Annotated in this window: 18 protein-coding genes; 15 read left to right on the top strand and 3 right to left on the bottom strand. The window is 73.6% G+C overall.

Annotated features, from left to right (window positions below; genetic code table 11):
- Positions 1–151: 151 nt before the first annotated feature.
- From AC4OR8_RS12215 to AC4OR8_RS12185, 7 genes are all read left to right on the top strand, one after another.
- The gene (locus tag AC4OR8_RS12215) at positions 152–607 is read left to right on the top strand and encodes a TadE/TadG family type IV pilus assembly protein (RefSeq protein ID WP_492165832.1); all 456 of its coding nucleotides are present in this window, start codon (positions 152–154) and stop codon (positions 605–607) included.
- Entirely contained in the window at positions 604–2,562 is a 1,959-nt protein-coding gene (locus AC4OR8_RS12210; RefSeq protein ID WP_492165831.1) for a TadE/TadG family type IV pilus assembly protein, read from the top strand. The genes AC4OR8_RS12215 and AC4OR8_RS12210 overlap by 4 nt, the downstream gene beginning before the upstream one ends.
- Positions 2,559–2,993, top strand: a complete 435-nt coding sequence (locus tag AC4OR8_RS12205) for a TadE/TadG family type IV pilus assembly protein (RefSeq protein ID WP_492165830.1) — start codon at positions 2,559–2,561, stop codon at positions 2,991–2,993. Before AC4OR8_RS12210 ends, AC4OR8_RS12205 begins: the two co-directional genes overlap by 4 nt.
- Positions 2,994–3,173: 180 nt before the next feature.
- Complete coding sequence (locus AC4OR8_RS12200) at positions 3,174–3,539, top strand: YraN family protein (protein WP_492165829.1); 366 nt, start codon at positions 3,174–3,176, stop codon at positions 3,537–3,539.
- Positions 3,539–5,134 carry a YifB family Mg chelatase-like AAA ATPase gene (locus tag AC4OR8_RS12195; protein WP_492165828.1) on the top strand — a complete coding sequence of 532 codons (1,596 nt, stop codon included), beginning with the start codon at positions 3,539–3,541 and terminating at the stop codon, positions 5,132–5,134. The genes AC4OR8_RS12200 and AC4OR8_RS12195 overlap by 1 nt, the downstream gene beginning before the upstream one ends.
- The gene (gene dprA / locus AC4OR8_RS12190; RefSeq protein ID WP_492165827.1) at positions 5,131–6,351 is read left to right on the top strand and encodes a DNA-processing protein DprA; all 1,221 of its coding nucleotides are present in this window, start codon (positions 5,131–5,133) and stop codon (positions 6,349–6,351) included. Before AC4OR8_RS12195 ends, dprA begins: the two co-directional genes overlap by 4 nt.
- Positions 6,352–6,475: 124 nt before the next feature.
- Positions 6,476–7,375 carry a tyrosine recombinase XerC gene (locus AC4OR8_RS12185; RefSeq protein WP_492166418.1) on the top strand — a complete coding sequence of 300 codons (900 nt, stop codon included), beginning with the start codon at positions 6,476–6,478 and terminating at the stop codon, positions 7,373–7,375.
- A 22-nt stretch (positions 7,376–7,397) separates the two neighbouring features.
- Here AC4OR8_RS12185 and AC4OR8_RS12180 read toward each other — a convergent pair whose 3' ends face one another.
- A complete protein-coding gene (locus tag AC4OR8_RS12180) occupies positions 7,398–8,060 on the bottom strand; it encodes a M23 family metallopeptidase (RefSeq protein WP_492165826.1) in 663 nt (220 codons plus the stop codon).
- A 454-nt stretch (positions 8,061–8,514) separates the two neighbouring features.
- Here AC4OR8_RS12180 and rpsB point away from each other — a divergent pair, with 454 nt between their 5' ends.
- The 6 genes from rpsB (at position 8,515) to AC4OR8_RS12150 (ending at position 13,561) form a co-directional block, all read left to right on the top strand.
- Complete coding sequence (rpsB, locus tag AC4OR8_RS12175) at positions 8,515–9,558, top strand: 30S ribosomal protein S2 (RefSeq protein ID WP_492165825.1); 1,044 nt, start codon at positions 8,515–8,517, stop codon at positions 9,556–9,558.
- A gap of 97 nt (positions 9,559–9,655) precedes the next feature.
- Positions 9,656–10,468, top strand: a complete 813-nt coding sequence (tsf, locus tag AC4OR8_RS12170; RefSeq protein ID WP_492165824.1) for a translation elongation factor Ts — start codon at positions 9,656–9,658, stop codon at positions 10,466–10,468.
- A gap of 321 nt (positions 10,469–10,789) precedes the next feature.
- Positions 10,790–11,503 (top strand): UMP kinase, encoded by a 714-nt coding sequence (pyrH, locus tag AC4OR8_RS12165; RefSeq protein ID WP_492165823.1) that lies wholly within the window; start codon positions 10,790–10,792, stop codon positions 11,501–11,503.
- 51 nt (positions 11,504–11,554) lie between these two features.
- Entirely contained in the window at positions 11,555–12,109 is a 555-nt protein-coding gene (gene frr / locus AC4OR8_RS12160) for a ribosome recycling factor (RefSeq protein ID WP_492166417.1), read from the top strand.
- A gap of 26 nt (positions 12,110–12,135) precedes the next feature.
- Entirely contained in the window at positions 12,136–13,017 is an 882-nt protein-coding gene (locus AC4OR8_RS12155) for a phosphatidate cytidylyltransferase (protein WP_492165822.1), read from the top strand.
- Between the two features lie 88 nt (positions 13,018–13,105).
- Positions 13,106–13,561: a hypothetical protein gene (locus AC4OR8_RS12150; protein WP_492165821.1), complete on the top strand. Its 456-nt coding sequence runs from the start codon at positions 13,106–13,108 to the stop codon at positions 13,559–13,561.
- Between the two features lie 8 nt (positions 13,562–13,569).
- Here the strand turns inward: AC4OR8_RS12150 and glpK (AC4OR8_RS12145) are convergent, their stop codons facing one another.
- Both glpK (AC4OR8_RS12145) and AC4OR8_RS12140 read right to left on the bottom strand, forming a co-directional pair.
- Positions 13,570–15,081: a glycerol kinase GlpK gene (gene glpK / locus AC4OR8_RS12145; protein ID WP_492165820.1), complete on the bottom strand. Its 1,512-nt coding sequence runs from the start codon at positions 15,079–15,081 to the stop codon at positions 13,570–13,572.
- On the bottom strand, positions 15,078–15,836 hold the full coding sequence (locus tag AC4OR8_RS12140; protein ID WP_492165819.1) for an IclR family transcriptional regulator: 759 nt from the start codon (positions 15,834–15,836) through the stop codon (positions 15,078–15,080). The genes glpK (AC4OR8_RS12145) and AC4OR8_RS12140 overlap by 4 nt, the downstream gene beginning before the upstream one ends.
- A gap of 150 nt (positions 15,837–15,986) precedes the next feature.
- Between AC4OR8_RS12140 and AC4OR8_RS12135 the strand changes: the two genes are divergently transcribed.
- Positions 15,987–16,805 carry an MIP/aquaporin family protein gene (locus AC4OR8_RS12135; RefSeq protein WP_492165818.1) on the top strand — a complete coding sequence of 273 codons (819 nt, stop codon included), beginning with the start codon at positions 15,987–15,989 and terminating at the stop codon, positions 16,803–16,805.
- A 60-nt stretch (positions 16,806–16,865) separates the two neighbouring features.
- On the top strand, positions 16,866–18,383 hold the full coding sequence (glpK, locus tag AC4OR8_RS12130) for a glycerol kinase GlpK (protein WP_492165817.1): 1,518 nt from the start codon (positions 16,866–16,868) through the stop codon (positions 18,381–18,383).
- Positions 18,384–18,442 lie beyond the last annotated feature (59 nt).

Below are 18,442 nucleotides of genomic sequence, written 5' to 3'. Positions count from 1 at the left end.
CCACCCGGTCCGCGTGCGTCCTCGCCGAGGGGCGGGAGCTCGTAGCGTGCGCGTGAGGCGTCGGCGAGGCCGGTGCCCCCCGGCGTGACCCGTGGTCGACCGGCCACGTCGTCACCCCACGCCGGGACCGACACGGCGGGAGGACGCAGCGATGGGTGGGATCCGCCGCCGCACGCAGCGCGGCGCGGCAGCCGTCGAGGCCGCGCTCGTCATCTCGTTCCTGCTCGTGCCGCTCGCGCTGGGCGTGATCCAGTGGGGCGAGTACTTCTGGCGCGCCCAGAAGGTCGACACGATCTCGCCCGCCGTCCCGACCGGCGGCGTCGCCGGCTCCTACAGCTGCCAGGGCCTGAAGGACGCGGTGGCCGGCACCGTGGTCGGGGTCGTGGCCGACCTCACCCGCGACACCGAGCTGGTCGGCCTCGAGGAGGTCACCGTGACCGTCGTCGAGGTCCTGCCCGACGTCGGGGTGACGGTGGCGATCCACATCGAGTCGGCTGCGGTGACCGGGCTGTCGTCGCTGCTGCCCCTGCCCTCGGGCGGCGCGCTGGTCACCGACTTCACCCAGCGCCTCACCGACGTCACCATCACCGACGCGGTGTGCCGGTGAACGTCGTCCCGGACCGGCTGCGCCGGCCCCACCGCCCTGGCCGCTCGCGTCGGTCGCCCGACGAGCACGGCGCGATCGCCGTGATGACCGCCATCGTCAGCCTCGCGCTGCTCGTGGTGGCGGGCCTCGCGGTCGACATCGGCAAGACCTGGGCCGTGCGCGGCCAGCTGCAGGTGCAGGCCGACCGCGCGGCGACGTACGCCGCCCAGTTCCTCCCCGCCGACTCCGCGGCGCAGCGGACCACGGTCGCCAAGGCGGTCGCCTACTACGTCGCCTGCCACGAGGTGGGGGGCCAGCGCCAGCTCGACGCCACCATCCCGGCGTGCCCCACCGACCCCGAGTCGGCGACGTTGAACGCGTACGCCGCCAGCCTGCTGAGCACCGGCCAGGTCACCTTCCCGCTGCGCAACCAGGTCAAGGTGCTCACCCCCCGGGCGCGGATCGACTTCGGCTTCGGCCGTGCGGCGGGGTTCGACGGCTCGACCCAGCAGAAGCAGGCCGCGGCCAAGGTGACCTCGCCCGGGCTGCTGTCACCCATGGCGCTCTCGCTCGACTGCCTGCTGAACACGGGGAGCACCCTCCTCGGCGGTGCGGCCCTGCCGTTCGGCTACATCTCGACGACCCACCAGGGCGGGGGCTCCACGTCGGTCACCACCACCTGGCCCACCACGCTGGCCTACCAGGCCGACCCGCAGATGAACGGTGTCGTGCCGGGCCGGGTGACCCAGCAGCTGCTCGGCACGCCACCGACCATCCAGGTCAGCGGCAGCAGGTGGCCGGAGCTCGCGGCGAACCAGCGCTACGTGGTGATCTTCGCCCAGGGCGGTGATCTGCTGCGTCGACAGTTCGAGGCGGCCGGCACCCTGACCCTCGACGCCGGGAGGAACCCCCGCCGGCTCGGCTACGTCGCCGTCCAGCTGCCGCCGGGCGCGCAGGCGATCACGGGGGAGTGGCAGATCAAGGTCGCCGTCGAGACGACGGGGGCGGCCGGCGCCACCCGGGTGTACTCCTCCGACACCTCCACGATCGAGGTCGACCCGCTGGTGACCTCGGGCACCACCTCGTGCGGACGGCTGCTCAAGAGCCCCCGGGCGGGCACGCAGGCCAACGTGAACTTCACCCTCAACCTGCAGGAGGGCATCGACCACCTGATCGCGCAGTACCCCGGCCTGCTCTCCGCGGGGACCACCCTCGACAGCCTGCGCTCCCTGGTGAACCTGACCGAGTGCGGCCCGGGGTCGGTGAAGGACACGAACGGCGTGCAGCCCCCGTCGGTGCCGTCCTGCGTGGTCACCAACATGAGCAACGCCTACGAGGCCGGCTTCACCGAGGGCATGATCGGCGCCAACGGCCGGCTGACCTGCACCACCGCGCGGCCGTGCCGACCCGACCGGCAGTTCGCCCTCAACGGGCGGACGGTCAACGACGACCGGTTCACCGACTACGTCGAGAACACCTCGCTGCTCACCTCCGCGACGTTCTTCAACGTCGACAGCTACCTGCAGACGGGCGTGCCCGTCGTGACGCCCACCAGCAACCTCGACCGCAGCATCTACGGCTCGCACCGCTTCATGTGGGTCGCCGTGATCTCCACCGCCGGGGCGACGTCCGCGGTGCAGGCGGGGGACTACCCGGTGCTGACGTTCCGCCCCATCTTCATCACCCAGTCCACGGCCCTGGACGGCACGCTCCCGCTGCTCGACGAGGCGGGGCTCTCGCTGCTCAGCGGCGGCCTGCTCGGTGCGCTGGGGCTGGTCGACGCGTCGATGACGGCGTTGCTGCAGCCGGGCCTCAGCGACCGTCAGGGCCTGCTGATGGACTCCTCCGGCAAGCTGAGCGCCGTCCGGTTCATGACCATCAGCCCCGACGCGCTCCCGGCCGTGCCGGCCGACTACGCCGGCCCGGAGTCGGAGTACCTGGGGGTCGGGCCGCGCATCGTCAGGCTGGTCCAGTGAGGCGGCGCGACGAGCGGGGGTCGGTGGTCGTCGAGTTCGCCCTGGTCGTGCCGCTCGTGCTGGCGCTGGTGTTCGGGATCATCCAGTACGGCTACCAGTTCTGGGCGATGGAGACGGCTGCCGCGACCGCGCGGGAGGCGGCCCGCCGGCTGGTGGTCGGCACCGACCCCGGCTGCACCCGCACCGAGGCGGTGGCGCGCGTCGCCGGGGTGGACACCGGGCCGGGGGACCCGACGGTGACGTGGGTCTACGAGAGCACCACCGGTGGTCCGGCCACGCTCGAGCGCGGGGCGCTGGTGACGGTGACCGTCCGGCTGCAGAGCCTCGACCTGGGGCTGCTCCCGGTGCCGAACGACGGGGTGGTGGTGGAGACCGCGGTCAACCGGGTGGAGAACGTGCCGGTCGACGCCCTGGACTGCGACCTGCCCTGACCTGCCCTGCCCTGCCCTGACCGGCCCCGGCCGGCTGTGACCGGCCCTGACCGGCCGGCGACCACGCCGGCCCACGAGCCGTCCACAGAACGGGTGCGAGAGCCCCGCGTCCACAGCCGCTGACCGCTCGCCCGCCGCTGTCGACCACCGCGGCCAGGATCTCCGCAGGAGGTCGCACCCATGACGACAGCAGCGAGCAAGCAGGCCCTGGGGGCCTACGGCGAGACCGTCGCCGAGCGCCACCTGGTGGCGCGCGGCATGACGGTGCTCGACCGCAACTGGCGGTGCCCGCAGGGCGAGGTCGACCTCGTCCTGCGCGACGGCGACGTCCTGGTGGTGTGCGAGGTGAAGACCCGCAGCAGCCTGGCCTGCGGCACGCCCCACGAGGCCGTCACCGACGCCAAGCTCGACCGGCTCCGCCGGCTGGCCGACGCCTGGCAGGACGAGCGCGGCACCCGCGTGCCCGAGGTGCGCATCGACCTGGTGGCGGTGCTGCGCCCGCGGCGCGGGCCCGCGGTCGTCGACCACGTGCGGGGCCTGGCCTGATGGCCACCGCCACGGCCCGGTCGGTGTCGCTCCACGGTGCACTCGGCCACCTCATCGACGTGCAGGCCGACGTGTCGCCCGGCCAGGTCGGCACCACGCTGGTCGGGCGGCCCGACGCCGCGCTGAACGAGGCCAAGGACCGCGTGCGGATGGCGGTGGTCAACGGCGGGTTCGACTGGCCCGCGACCAAGCGCATCACCATCCTGCTCTCGCCGGCCGACCTGATGAAGCGCGGCACCCACTTCGACCTCGCCATCGCGGTGTCGGTGCTGGCCGCCTCCGGCACCGTGCCGCCCGCAGCGCTGGAGGGGGTCGCGATGATCGGGGAGCTCACGCTCGACGGCCACCTGCGCTCGGTGGCCGGCGTGCTGCCGATGGTGCTGGCCGCGTCCGAGCGGGGCGTGCACTGCGTGTTCGTCCCCGAGCCGCACGCCCACGAGGCGTCGATGGTGCCGGGCATGAGCGTGCTCGGGGTGCGGTCGCTGGCCCAGGTGGTCGCCGAGCTGCGCGGTGAGGAGGTGCCGTGGGCGCCGCCGGTCGCGGCCATCTCGGGCAGCCGGCTGCTGACCTGGCGCGGCGACAGCCGCCACGAGGAGGGCGACCTCGCCGACCTGATGGGGCTGGCCGACGCCCGCTTCGCCGTCGAGGTGGCCGCGGCCGGGGGCCACCACCTGATGCTCGAGGGGCCGAAGGGGGCGGGCAAGACCACGCTCGCCGAGCGCATCCCGACGATCCTGCCCGACCTCGGCCCGGCGGAGTCCCTCGAGCTGACCGCCATCCACTCGCTGGCCGGGGTGCTCGAGCCGGGCGACCCGATGATCGTGCGCCCGCCGTACTCCGCGCCCCACCACGACGCCAGCAAGGCCAGCCTGATCGGCGGCGGGTCCGGGTCGGTGCGCCCCGGCGAGCTCAGCCGCACCCACCTCGGGGTGCTGTTCCTCGACGAGTTCCCGCTGTTCCGCAGCGACGTCATCGACGCCCTGCGCCAGCCGCTCGAGAGCGGCAACGTCACCGTGGCCCGGCGCGAGGAGTCGGTGACCCTGCCGGCGCGCGCCATGGTCGTGCTGGCGTGCAACCCGTGCCCGTGTGGCGAGTACACCGCGTCGGCGTCCTCGCGGTGCGGCTGCACCGAGCGCCGGCGGCGCGACTACCGCGCCCGCATCACCGGCCCGATCGCCGACCGCATCGACATCACCCGTCACGTCGAGCCGCTCGCGCCGCACGACCAGGCCGACCCGCTCGCCGTCGTCGAGTCGTCGGCGCAGGTGCGACGTCGCGTGGCTCGGGCCCGCGAGCGGCAGGCGGCGCGCTACGCCGACCGCAGCTGGCGCCTCAACGCCCACACCCCGGGGCCGCAGCTGCGCGACGAGTGGCCGCTCACCTCCGACGGCAAGCGGCTCCTCGAGCGCGAGATCTACTCCGGCAAGGTCACCGGCCGCGGCGCGGTGCGGGTGCACCGGATGGCCTGGACGCTCGTCGACCTCGCCGAGACCGACGACGTCGGACCGCCCGGTGAGGCAGAGGTCGCGACGGCCCTGCGGCTGCGGCGCGGCGACCCGCTGCTCGGCGCCACCCTGCTGCGGAGGGCCGGGTGAGCGCGGAGGGGGTGCACGGGGAGGGGGTGCACGGGGAGGGAACGAGCGGGGAGGGAACCAGCGAGGAGGGGGTGGGTGCGGGCCGGGCACCCGACGACGAGCGGCTGGCCCGCGCGGCACTGAGCCGCCTGGCCGAGCCGGGTGACGAGCGGATGAACGCCCTGGTGGTCGAGCTGGGCCCCTGCGCCGTGCGTCGTGCCCTCACCGCCGACCACGACCTCCACGGCCTGCTGGGTGACCTCGGCGCCCGCCTGGCCGCGCTCGACCCCGAGCGCGAGCTGGAGCAGGCCGAGCGCCGGGGGGTGCGCTTCGTGGTGCCCGGCGACGACGAGTGGCCCAGCGGTCTCGACGAGCTCCACGGCGTGCCGTCGCTGCACCGCCGCGGCGGCACCCCGCTGGGGCTGTGGGTGCGAGGTGCGCTGCGCCTCGACGCCGTCGTGGGCTCGGTGGCCGTCGTGGGCTCGCGCTCGGCCACCACCTACGGCGAGACCGTGGCCCGCGACCTCGCCGCCCGGGTCGGCCTCGCTGGCACCACGGTCGTCTCGGGCGCCGCGTTCGGCATCGACCAGGCCGCCCACCGCGGCGCCCTGGCGCTCGGGTCGCCGACCGTCGCGGTGATGGCCTGCGGCGCCGACCGGGTCTACCCGGCCGCTCACGCCACCCTGCTGCAGCACGTCGCGGCCACGGGGGCGATCGTGTCGGAGACCGCGCCGGGCCTGCCGCCGACCCGCATCCGGTTCCTCAGCCGCAACCGGCTGATCGCGGCGATGACCCGGGGCACCGTGGTCGTCGAGGCGGCCGCGCGCAGCGGGGCGCTGAACACCGCCAACTGGGCGGGCCGGCTCAACCGCGCCGTCATGGGGGTGCCCGGCCCGGTGACCAGCGCGCCCTCGCAGGGCGTGCACCAGCTGCTGCGCAGCGGTGCCGCCACCCTGGTCACCTCCGGCGACGACGTCCTCGAGCTGGTGGGGGCGAGCGGGGAGCACCTCGCCCCGGAGCCGCGCGGCCCGGAGCGTCCGCGCGACCGGCTGACCTCGCGTCAGCAGCAGGTGCTCGACGCGGTGCCGGTGGCCCGTCCCGCCGAGGCCGACTCGGTGGCCCACACCGCCGGCATGGGTCTGCTGGAGGTGCGCTCCACGCTCGGGGTGCTGGAGGGCGCCGGGCTGGTGGTGCGCTGCGAGGAGGGGTGGCGGCTCGCCGTCCTCGCTCACGCCTGAGCCGGGGGAGGCGTCCTACCCTCGGCCCATGACCACGGGACCGGCCACCGGCGACGCGCCGGCCCCCGGCGGCGGCGTCGAGCAGGCCGAGGGCGCTGAGGAGGCAGACCTGCTCCCGGAGGCGATGGCCCGGCTCCTGGGCGACTACGAGCGCCATCTCGTCTCCGAGCGCGACCTGAGCCCCCACAGCGTGCGCGCCTACACCGCCGACGTCGCGGGGCTCCTCGAGCACGCCCGACGCCTGGGCCACCACGACGTCACCACCCTCGACCTGCGCGCGCTGCGCAGCTGGCTTGCCAAGCAGCAGAGCACGGGCCTCTCCCGCACCACCCTGGCCCGCCGCGCGACCGCTGCCCGGGTGTTCACCGCCTGGCTCACCCGCACCGGGCGCGTCCCCACCGACGTCGGTGCCAGCCTCGCCAGCCCTCGTGCCCACCGGACCCTGCCCGCCGTGCTGCGCGCCGACGAGGCCGAGCGCCTCATCCGCAGCGCCGCCGACCTCGCCGACGACGGGAGCGCCGTGGGCCAGCGCGACGTCGCGATGCTCGAGGTGCTCTACGCCACCGGCGCGCGGGTCGGTGAGCTCGTCGGGCTCGACGTCGACGACGTCGACCGCGAGCGCAACGTCCTGCGGGTGCTCGGCAAGGGCCGCAAGGAGCGGATGGTGCCCTTCGGCCGGCCTGCGGCCGACGCGCTCGACCGGTGGGTGCGCCACGGCCGGCCGCTGCTCGCCGTCGACGGCTCCGGGCCCGCCCTGTTCCTCGGTGCCCGCGGGCGGCGCATCGACCAGCGGGCCGTGCGCACGCTGGTGCACCGCCGCATCGCCGACGTACCGGGGGCGCCCGACATCGGCCCCCACGGACTGCGCCACACCGCCGCCACCCACCTGCTCGAGGGGGGCGCCGACCTGCGCTCCGTGCAGGAGCTGCTGGGCCACGCCAGCCTGGCGACCACGCAGCTCTACACGCACGTCACCACCGACCGGCTGCGCGCCGCCTACCGGCAGGCCCACCCGCGGGCCTGATCCCGGCCCGTCGCCGGCCCGGTCACCCGAGCCTGGCCGCCCACGGCAGCCACCCCAGCAGCGCCCACCCCGGCAGCAGCGCGGCCGTGGTCGGCGCGCCGGCGGGGGCGTCGGCGGGGGTGTCGCGCCACAGCGGGAGCAGCCGCACCGGGCCGGCCCCCACCAGCCGCAGCGGGTCGAGGTAGGTGTCGGGGTCGGCGATCCACCCCCAGTGCAGGCAGGTGCCGGGCGCGCAGTGCGACGCCGCGGCCTGCAGGGTGCCGATCACCGCCCCCTCGACCACGGGCGCGCCGCGCCGTGCGGTGGCCGTCACCGGCTCGTACGTCGTGCGGGTGGCCCCGTGGTCGACGACCACGACCCCACGGCCGGCGATGGTGCCGGCGAACGAGACCGTGCCGGCCAGCGCGGCGTGCACGGCCTGGCCGGGCCGGCCACGCAGGTCGGCGCCGCGGTGGCCCGGGGCGTACGGCGTCGGCGGTGGCTCGAACCCGCGCACCACCTCCGGCGCCGGCCGCAGGGGCCAGGTGCCGACGGGGTCGTCGGCGGCCGCGGCGGCCGCAGCGACGTGGACGACCCCGGGCGGGGCGAGCACGACCAGCAGCGCCAGCAGGGCGACGCGGCGGGCGACCCGGCGGGCGACCCGGCGGGCGGGCGGCAGGGCGGCGGCGGGGGACAGGGGGGTCATCGGGCCAGCCTGGGCCGGCTCGGGCGCGGCACGGGCCGACCCGGTGGCGGGGTGTGGACGAGGGGGCCCGAGGCGGGGCTGGGCACGGCTCGTGGGTCGTCGTCACACGATTGGTCGCGCACCGCCGGACTCGCGTAGGCTGTGGGGTGCGACCGGTGCGTCAACGCGCGCCGATCGACTTCGCACGCCGGCAGACCGCGTCGGTCGTCCCCCTCCGGGACGGCTGGTCCACCGTGGGCGACGACCCTCGGTCCCCCTGGGAGCGGCCGCTGAGCGATCAGTGGCGGTGAGCAGGTCGGGGCGGGTCGCGCGCTGGCGTCAGGGCGACCGACACCCGTCGGGAGCAATCGAACCGAAACCGACCGGCTGCAGCGCCGGTGCGTCCTGGCCCACCCGCGGGTGGACTGGAAGGACGCACGTACGGCGCCGCGCCACCCAGGAGAAGAGAACCACCATGGCAGTCGTCACCATGCGCCAGCTCCTCGAGAGCGGCGTCCACTTCGGGCACCAGACCCGTCGCTGGAACCCCAAGATGAAGCGCTTCATCATGACCGAGCGCAACGGCATCTACATCATCGACCTGCAGCAGTCGCTGGCCTACATCGACCGCTCCTACGCCTTCATCAAGGAGACCGTCGCCAAGGGCGGTGTCGTGATGTTCGTGGGCACCAAGAAGCAGGCCCAGGAGGCGATCGCCGAGCAGGCGACCCGCGTCGGGATGCCCTACGTCAACCAGCGCTGGCTGGGCGGCATGCTCACCAACTTCCAGACCGTGCACCAGCGGATCAACCGCCTCAAGGAGCTCGACGAGGTCGACTTCGACGACGTCGCCGGCAGCAGCCGCACCAAGAAGGAGCTGCTGCAGATGCGTCGCGAGCGCGACAAGCTGAACAAGTCGCTCGGCGGCATCCGTGAGATGACCCGCACGCCCTCCGCGGTGTGGATCGTCGACACGAACAAGGAGCACCTCGCCGTCGAGGAGGCCCGCAAGCTGCACATCCCGATCATCGGCATCCTCGACTCCAACTGCGACCCCGACGTCGTCGACTTCCCGATCCCGGGCAACGACGACGCCATCCGCGCGGTCGGCCTGCTGACCCGCGTGATCGCCGACGCCGTCGCCGAGGGCCTGATCGCCCGCTCGGGTGCCAAGACCGGCACCGAGAGCGGCAGCGGCACCACCGACGAGCCCCTGGCCGAGTGGGAGCGCGAGCTGCTCGGTGGCGAGGCCGAGAAGGCCGCGGAGGCCGCGACCTCCACCGACACCGGCGCCGCGGCGTCCGAGGCCACCGGTGCGTCGTCCGAGGGTGCGCAGGCCGCCGAGGTCGCTGCTGCTCCGGCCGAGCCCGCCGCCGAGACCGCTGCGGAGCCCACGACCGAGGCTGCTGCCCCGGCCGAGCCCGCTGCCGAGACGGCCGCGGAGCCCGCGACCGAGACGGCCGACGAGCCCGCTGCCGAGACGGTGGCCGCGCCGGCCACCGACGAGGCCACGGCCTGATCCACCCCGTGTCGTGACCGCCGTCCGCGAGCAACCGCTCGCGGACGGCGGCACGTCCGGCGTCCGCCACTCACCACCGAACCGAGGGACCAACCACATGGCGAACATCACCGCCGCCGACGTCAAGAAGCTCCGCGAGCTCAGCGGCGCCGGCATGATGGACTGCAAGAAGGCCCTGACCGAGGCCGACGGCGACTTCGACAAGGCCGTCGAGATCCTCCGGATCAAGGGTGGCAAGAAGATGGCCGAGCGCGCTGCCGAGCGCGAGGCCTCCGCCGGCCTGGTCGCCACCTCCGGTGGTGCGCTGGTCGAGCTGCGCTGCGAGACCGACTTCGTCGCCAAGGGCGACGCGTTCGTCTCCACGGCCCAGCGCATCGCCGACGCCGCGGACGCGGCGAAGGCCGGGGACGCCGAGACCCTCAAGGCCGTCGAGCTCGACGGCAAGACCGTCGGCGAGGTCGTCGACGACCTCGCCGTCTCCATCGGCGAGAAGATCGAGCTGGGCCAGGTCGCCTACTTCGACGGCGACGTCGTGGTCTACATGCACAAGCGCGCCGCCGACCTGCCCCCCGCCGTGGGCGTGCTCGTCGAGTACGTCGGTGACGAGGCGGCGGCGAAGGGTGCGGCCATGCAGGCAGCGGCCATGCGCCCGAAGTACCTCACCCGCGACGAGGTGCCGGCCGACGTCGTCGCCAAGGAGCGGGAGATCGCCGAGGCCACCTCCCGCGAGGAGGGCAAGCCCGAGCAGGCGATCGCCAAGATCACCGAGGGCCGGCTCAACGGTTTCTTCAAGGAGCAGGTGCTCCTCGAGCAGCCCTCGGTCACCGAGAGCAAGAAGAACGTGAAGGGCGTGCTCGACGAGTCCGGCACCACCCTGAAGCGCTTCGCCCGCTTCGAGATCGGCGCCTGAGCCCCGGCTCGAGCAGGTCCCGCAGCACCAGCACGGCCAGCACCACCAGCACGACCCGGACCGGGTCGGCGAGCCACCGCTCGCCGGCCCGGTCCTGTCGGTTCCACCCGTGCCCGTGCCCGCGCCCGAGCCCGTGCCCGCGGCGTGGCGCCGGCCACGCCGAGCGTCGTCCGGCCTCCGTCAGGTCGGCGCCGGCCACCTCGATCGGTTAGGTTGCTGCCTGGGCCGGCGGCGCCCGCGCGGCCCCGTCGAGGGCCGGGCGGACCCCGTGCGCTCCAGCCGCACCGACCAGGACGGCGACGACCACGAGGGAGAACCACGGTGACCGGCTACGAGAGAGTCCTCCTGAAGCTGTCGGGCGAGGTGTTCGGCGGCGGCCGGGTCGGCATCGACCCCGACGTCGTGCAGGGCATCGCCAAGGAGATCGCCGCGGCGGCCGGGGCCGGCGTGCAGATCGCGGTGGTGACCGGCGGCGGCAACTTCTTCCGCGGCGCCGAGCTGCAGCAGCGCGGCATGGACCGCGTGCGCGCCGACTACATGGGCATGCTCGGCATCGTGATGAACTGCCTGGCGCTGCAGGACTTCCTGGAGAAGCTGGGTGTCGAGACGCGCGTGCAGACCGCCATCACGATGGGCCAGGTCGCCGAGCCGTACGTCCCGCGCCGCGCGATCCGCCACATGGAGAAGGGCCGCGTCGTGATCTTCGGCGCCGGCATGGGCATGCCGTTCTTCAGCACCGACACCGTGGCGGTGCAGCGGGCGCTGGAGAGCCGCTGCGACGTGGTGCTGGTGGCCAAGAACGGCGTCGACGGCGTCTACTCCGCCGACCCCCACCTCGACCCCACCGCCACCAAGTACGACGAGCTCACCTACGACGAGGCCATCGCCCAGGGCCTGCGCATCATGGACCAGACGGCGTTCGCCCTGTGCGGGGAGAACAAGCTGCCGATGATCGTGTTCGGCATGGAGCCGGAGGGCAACATCCTGCGCGTCGTGCAGGGTGAGAAGATCGGTACGCGGGTGAGCGCGGGCTGAGTCCCGCCCGCCCCGCCCGCAGCAGACCGCGACGAACAGGAGCCACCGGTGATCAACGACATCCTCAACGAGGCCGACACGAAGATGGACAAGTCGGTGGAGTCGACGCGTGAGGAGTTCGCGGCGATCCGTGCCGGCCGGGCCAACCCCAGCATGTTCAGCAAGATCACGGTCGACTACTACGGCTCGCCCACGCCGCTGCAGCAGCTGGCGTCGTTCACCGCCCCCGAGGCGCGGATCATCCTGATCCAGCCCTACGACATGGGTGCGATGACCAACGTCGAGCGGGCCATCCGCGACTCCGACCTCGGCGTGAACCCCTCGAACGACGGCAAGGTGCTGCGCTGTGTCTTCCCCGAGCTCACCGAGGAGCGCCGCAAGGAGTACATCAAGGTGGCCCGCGGCAAGGCCGAGGACGGCCGCGTCGCCGTGCGCAACCTGCGCCGCACCGCCAAGCAGCAGCTCGAGCGCCTCGAGAAGGACGGCGACGTCGGCAAGGACGACGTCACCGGTGCGGAGAAGAAGCTCGACGGCGCCACCAAGAAGCACACCGACGCCATAGACGAGATGCTCAAGAACAAGGAAGCCGAGCTGCTGGAGGTCTGAGGACCCCCCTCGACCTCACCCGACCCATGACCGACACCACCGCCGACACCACCGGACCCGTCCCGCCCAGGGACCACGGCCGGGCCGGGCGCGACCTCCCGGCCGCCATCACCTCGGCACTCGTGCTGCTCGCGGCGATCGCCCTGTCGCTGCTGTTCTACAAGGCGGCGTTCATGGTGATCGTGGTCGCCGCGGTGGTGGTCGCGATCTGGGAGCTGCACCGCGGGTTCACCGCCAAGGGCATCGACCTGCCGGAGCAGCCGCTGATGGTGGGCGGCGCCACGATGGTGGTGGTCGCCTACTTCTTCGGCGCCTCCGCGCTGGTCACCGCCACGGCCGTCGCTGCGCTGGTGATCATGCTGTGGCTGCTGCGCCGCGGCATCGACGGCTACGTCATGAACTCCACCGCGGCCGTCTTCTGCCTGGTCTACGTCCCGTTCCTCGGCTCGTTCGTGGCCCTGCTCCTGGCCGAGGGCGGCTCCAGCGGTGCCGGCCTCGACAACGACGGCGTGCTCGCCGTCATCGTGTTCATCCTGGTCACCATCGCCTCCGACACCGGCGGATACATCGGCGGCGTGCTGTTCGGCCGCCACCCGATGGCGCCGGTGATCTCGCCCAAGAAGTCGTGGGAGGGCTTCGCCGGATCGGCCGTGGCCACGGTCGCCGGCGGCACGGCGCTCGTGGTGTGGCTGCTCGACGGCGACTGGTGGGTCGGTGTCGCGCTCGGCCTGATCACCGTGGTGATGGCCACCCTCGGTGACCTGTGCGAGTCGGTGATCAAGCGCGACCTCGGCATCAAGGACATGAGCCAGGTCGTCCCCGGCCACGGTGGTCTGATGGACCGACTCGACTCGCTGCTGGCCACCGCCGCCCCGATCTGGCTGCTGCTCCACTACGCCGTCTTCTGAGCCTCGCCACGGGTGCGGGACGAACGCGCCGCGCGCCGTCGCAGCCTGTCGGGGAATCCGGCGAGGGCCGGGGTGACATATTGAGCCCATGGACACCCAGGGCCGGCCCGTGACGGGCGGCACCGACGCAGGCGCCACGACAGCGGCGCCGCTGCACGACACCGGCGACGGAGGCGACACCGGCGCCGGGTCGGCGACGACCGCGACGACCCCGGCGGCCGGCGGAGGATCGACCAGCACCCGGGCCCGCCGCCGCGACCACCCGACGTTCACCGCCCTGGCGGGGTTCTTCACCGGCCTGCTGTTCTTCATCCTGGTGCCGGGCGTGTACGGCGCCGTGCTGAGCGCGATGTTCGCCTACGACACCGCGGAGCGGCTGTTCCCCTACGTGCTGATCGCGCTGGCCGTGCCGCTGGTGCTGGTCGCGGTGCCGCGCACGCGCCGGTTCGGGCGCTACATGCTGATCGGCATCCTCACCACCGCCGTGGTCGTGCTCGGCGTGGCCGGGGCGGTCCTCTGGTACCTGGTCCGCGTCCGCGGCTGAGCCCCGGCTCAGGCGTCCTCGTCGACCACCCAGTGCAGGGTGCGCTCGACCGCGCGGTCCCAGGCGGCGCGACCGCGCCGGCGTGCGGTCTCGCTCATCGACGGCTCCCACAGCGCGGCGCGGCGCCAGTTGCCGCGCAGCACCTCGAGGTCGGGCCAGAAGCCGACCGCCAGGCCGGCGGCGTACGCCGCGCCCAGCGAGACCGACTCCGCCACCAGCGGCCGCTCCACCGGCACCGCGAGCACGTCGGCGACGGTCTGCATGAGCAGGTGGTTGGCGGTCATCCCGCCGTCGACCTTCAGCCGGGTCAGCGCCAGGCCGGTGTCGGCGTCCATCGCCTCGACCACCTCGCTGGTCTGCCAGGCGGTGGCCTCCAGCACCGCACGGGCGAGGTGGGAGCGGGTGACGTACGACGTCAGCCCCACCACCACCCCGCGCGCGTCGGGCTGCCAGCGGGGCGCGAACAGCCCGGCGAACGCCGGCACGATGTAGCAGCCGCCGGTGTCCTCCACGCGCCGCGCGAGGGTCTCGATCTCGGGGGCCGACGAGATCATCTCCAGGGAGTCGCGGAACCACTGCACGAGCGCCCCGGCGACCGCGATGGAGCCCTCGCTGGCGTAGACCGGCGGCCGGTCCTCCAGCGCGTAGGCCACCGTCGAGATCAGCCCGTGCGTCGACGTCGGCACCGTGGTGCCGGTGTTGAGCAGCAGGAACGCGCCGGTGCCGTAGGTGCACTTCGCCTCGCCCTCGTCGAAGCACGCCTGCCCGAACAGCGCGGCCTGCTGGTCGCCGAACGCCCCGCCGATGGCCACGCCGGGCAGCCCGACGGCGCAGGTGCCGTAGACCTGGGCGTTGGGTCGGATCTCCGGCATCAGCGGCTCGGGGATGTCGAGGGCGGCCAGCAGCCGGGGGTCCCAGGCGAGGGTGCGGATGTCCATCAGCATCGTGCGGCTGGCGTTGGTCACGTCGGTGACGTGCACGCCGCCGTCGGGACCGCCGGTGAGGTTCCAGATCAGCCAGCTCTCGATCGTGCCGAACGCCAGCTCGCCGGCCCGGGCGCGGCGCTGCAGGTCCGGCACGTGGTCGAGCAGCCAGCGCAGCCGAGGCGCCGCGAAGTAGCCGGCCGGGGTCAGCCCGCACACCTCCCGGAAGAGCTCCGCCGAGGGGGAGCGCTGCATCTGGGCCACCAGGTCGGCGGTGCGGGTGTCCTGCCAGGTGATCGCGGGGGCCACCGGCCGCCCGGTGGCCCGGTCCCACACCACGGTGGTCTCGCGCTGGTTGGCGATGCCGACCGAGGCGATGTCGGCCGGGGTGAGGCCGGCCAGGTCCAGCGCCTCGGGCAGCACCCGCAGCGTGTTGGTCCAGATCTCGGCGGCGTCGTGCTCGGCCCAGCCCGGCTGAGGGAAGTGCTGGTGGTGCTCGTGCTGGGCGACCGAGACCATCCGCCCGGCGTGGTCGAAGACCAGGCAGCGCGTCGAGGTCGTGCCCTGGTCGATGGCGGCGACGTAGCGGGCGGTCACAGGCGCTCCTGGAGGGTGGCGGAGACGGCGGTGGCGGCGCCGAGCACCTGGCTTACCAGGTCGTCGTGGGCCAGGCCGGACGGCGACAGCAGCCGCTCGCGCGGTCCGGTGACCCCGAGCGCGCCGACGCCGACGCCCAGCTGGTGGCGCAGGGGTGCGGCCAGCGTGGCCACCCCGGGCCGGTGGGTGCCGTCGAGCACCGCCCACCCCCGCCGCTGCACCTGCTGCACGAGGCGGGTCAGGGCCACCCGGGCGGTCGGGGTCGCCGAGGTGTACGGCGTGAGCTCCAGCTCTCGCAGGTGGGCGGCGTTGGGCGCGAACGCGAGCAGCACCTGCCCCAGCGCGGTGGCGTGCAGCGGCTGCAGCTCGCCCACGCGCAGGCGCTGGGGCGAGCCGTCGGGACGGAACACGTGGTGCACCAGCTCGACATTCTGCCCGCTGAGCACCCCGAGCTCGACCTCGAGGCCGGTGCGGGCGGCCAGCCCGTCGGCCCAGTTCACCGCCCGGGAGCGCAGCAGGTGGGGGTCGAGGGTGTCGCCCAGACGGGCCAGGCCGCTGCCCAGGGCGTACCGCCCGGTGTCGGGCTCCTGGGTGACGAAGCCGACGGAGACCAGCGTGCGCACGATGCCGTGCACCGTGGGCTTCGGCAGGTCCAGCATCCGCGCGAGCTCGCCCAGGGCCACCGGCTCCGGCACCGCCCCCAGCAGGTGCAGCACCGCAGCGGCGCGCTGGATCGACTGGATGGGCCCGGGCACCCGCGGAGTGTAAGCCGGATCACCGGTTCGCGTTCGACCATGTCGACCGCACGTTCGCCATCGTCGAACGACGCGGCTGGGCGGGACGCTCGCCGGACGGCAGCCTGTGACGGGCGCCACCCCAGGCGCCGTTCTCGGAGGGAGATCCACATGTCCAGTCGCAAGCACCCGATGGTCGGGGAGCTGTGTGCGGAGTTCGCCGGCACCGCGATCCTGATCCTCATCGGCACCGGCGTGGTGGCCCAGGTCGCCACGAACACCGACGGCGCGCTCGGCGACCACGACTCCATCGCCTGGGCCTGGGGCATCGCCGTCACCCTCGGCATCTACGTCGCCGCCCGCCTCTCGGGGGCCCACCTCAACCCTGCGGTCACCATCGCGCTGGCGGCCTTCAAGGGCTTCGAGTGGCGCAAGGTGCTGCCGTACTCGCTGGCCCAGCTCGCCGGCGCCTTCGTCGCCGCGCTCATCGTGCGGGTCACCTACGCCGACCTGATCTCCGCCGTCGACCCCGAGCACACCATCGCCACCCAGGGCATCTTCTCCACGCTGCCCGGCAACGGCGGACCCGGCGTCAGCATCCCCACGGCGTTCCTCGACCAGGTGGTCGGCACCGCGATCCTCGTGTTCGTGATCTTCGCCCTCACGACCGCGTGGAACAACCCGCCGATGGCCAACCTCGGCCCGGTCGTCGTGGGCCTGCTGGTCGTCGCGATCGGCATGTCGTTCGGCGCCAACGCCGGCTACGCGATCAACCCCGCGCGCGACCTGGGTCCCCGCCTGGCCTCCCTGATCACCGGGTACGGCGGAGCGCTGAACGACCAGAACGGCGACCTCTACTTCTGGCTGCCGATCGTCGCGCCGATCATCGGCGGCCTGGTCGGCGGCGGGCTCTTCAAGCTGCTCATCGAGAACCACCTGACCCCCGAGGACAGCGACGAGGCCGTGGCCGAGCCGCTCCCCAACGCCTGACCGCACCGCCCCCGCCACACCGCACGCGCCAGCACCCCCACCGAACCCAGGAGGACCCCCATGGCCGAGTACGTCGGAGCCGTCGACCAGGGCACCACCAGCACCCGCTTCATGATCTTCGACCACGGCGGCAACGAGATCGCCCGCCACCAGCTCGAGCACGAGCAGATCCTCCCGCAGGCCGGGTGGGTCGAGCACGACCCGGTGGAGATCTGGGAGCGCACCAGCTCGGTGCTGCAGACCGGCCTCGCCAAGGCCAAGCTCACCGCCGACGACCTGTGTGCGCTCGGCATCACCAACCAGCGCGAGACCACCGTGGTGTGGGACAGGCACACGGGCCGGCCCTACTACAACGCGATCGTCTGGCAGGACACCCGCACCGACCGCATCGCCAGCAAGCTCGAGCGGGACGGCCACGGCGACCTGATCCGCCAGCGCGCCGGCCTGCCGCCCGCGACGTACTTCTCCGGCGGCAAGATCCAGTGGATCCTGGAGAACGTCGACGGCGTGCGCGAGGCCGCCGAGCGGGGTGACGCCCTCTTCGGCAACACCGACTCGTGGCTGGTGTGGAACCTCACCGGCGGCACCGACGGCGGCGTGCACGTCACCGAGCCCACCAACGCCAGCCGCACCATGCTGATGGACCTGGAGACCCTCCAGTGGGACGACGAGCTGCTGGCCCTCTTCGACATCCCCCGCGCGATGCTGCCCGAGATCCGGTCGTCCTCCGAGCCCGGCGGCTACGGCACGACCCGCGCCACCGGCCCGCTGCGCGGCGAGGTGCCGCTGACCGGCATCCTCGGCGACCAGCAGGCCGCCACGGTGGGCCAGGTGTGCTTCGCGCCGGGGGAGGCGAAGAACACCTACGGCACCGGCAACTTCATGCTGCTCAACACCGGCACCGAGCTGGTGCGCTCGAACTCCGGGCTGCTGACCACCGTCTGCTACAAGTTCGGCGACCAGGACACCGTCTACGCGCTCGAGGGCTCGATCGCGGTGACCGGCTCGGCCGTGCAGTGGCTGCGCGACCAGCTCGGGATCATCTCGGGCGCCGCGCAGAGCGAGTCGCTGGCCCGTCAGGTCGACGACAACGGCGGCGTGGTGTTCGTCCCGGCGTTCTCCGGCCTGTTCGCCCCCTACTGGCGCTCGGACGCCCGTGGGGCCATCGTCGGGCTGTCGCGGTTCAACACCAACGCCCACCTGGCGCGGGCCACGCTGGAGTCGATCTGCTACCAGTCGCGCGACGTCGCGGAGGCCATGGAGAAGGACTCCGGGGTGACCCTGGAGGTGCTCAAGGTCGACGGCGGCGTCACCGCCAACGAGCTGTGCATGCAGATCCAGGCCGACATCCTCGGCGTGGAGGTCAGCCGCCCCGTCGTGGCCGAGACCACCGCCCTCGGCGCGGCGTACGCCGCCGGCCTGGCGGTCGGCTTCTGGAGCAACACCGACGAGCTGCGGGAGAACTGGAACGAGGCGAAGCGATGGTCGCCACAGTGGGATGAGGAGCGCCGGTCGACCGGTTATGCCCAGTGGAAGAAGGCCGTCGAGCGCACGCTGGACTGGGTCGACGTCGAGTGAGCGGCGCCCCGGCCGGCCCGCACGACCCCCGCCACCGCCCGCGCCACCGTCCCGCCCGA

This window comes from Nocardioides sp. FY1077 (assembly GCF_058681775.1).
This window is presented reverse-complemented; position numbering and strand designations above follow the sequence as displayed.

Excerpts from the sequence above, each read along its gene's own strand:
- AC4OR8_RS12200 (WP_492165829.1), top strand. The coding sequence starts at position 3,174 with ATGACGACAGCAGCGAGCAAGCAGGCCCTGGGGGCCTACGGCGAGACC.
- AC4OR8_RS12215 (WP_492165832.1), top strand. The coding sequence starts at position 152 with ATGGGTGGGATCCGCCGCCGCACGCAGCGCGGCGCGGCAGCCGTCGAG.
- AC4OR8_RS12195 (WP_492165828.1), top strand. The coding sequence starts at position 3,539 with ATGGCCACCGCCACGGCCCGGTCGGTGTCGCTCCACGGTGCACTCGGC.
- AC4OR8_RS12180 (WP_492165826.1), bottom strand. The coding sequence starts at position 8,060 with ATGACCCCCCTGTCCCCCGCCGCCGCCCTGCCGCCCGCCCGCCGGGTC.
- tsf (WP_492165824.1), top strand. The coding sequence starts at position 9,656 with ATGGCGAACATCACCGCCGCCGACGTCAAGAAGCTCCGCGAGCTCAGC.
- AC4OR8_RS12135 (WP_492165818.1), top strand. The coding sequence starts at position 15,987 with ATGTCCAGTCGCAAGCACCCGATGGTCGGGGAGCTGTGTGCGGAGTTC.
- AC4OR8_RS12150 (WP_492165821.1), top strand. The coding sequence starts at position 13,106 with ATGGACACCCAGGGCCGGCCCGTGACGGGCGGCACCGACGCAGGCGCC.
- glpK (WP_492165817.1), top strand. The coding sequence starts at position 16,866 with ATGGCCGAGTACGTCGGAGCCGTCGACCAGGGCACCACCAGCACCCGC.
- rpsB (WP_492165825.1), top strand. The coding sequence starts at position 8,515 with ATGGCAGTCGTCACCATGCGCCAGCTCCTCGAGAGCGGCGTCCACTTC.
- AC4OR8_RS12155 (WP_492165822.1), top strand. The coding sequence starts at position 12,136 with ATGACCGACACCACCGCCGACACCACCGGACCCGTCCCGCCCAGGGAC.
- AC4OR8_RS12185 (WP_492166418.1), top strand. The coding sequence starts at position 6,476 with ATGGCCCGGCTCCTGGGCGACTACGAGCGCCATCTCGTCTCCGAGCGC.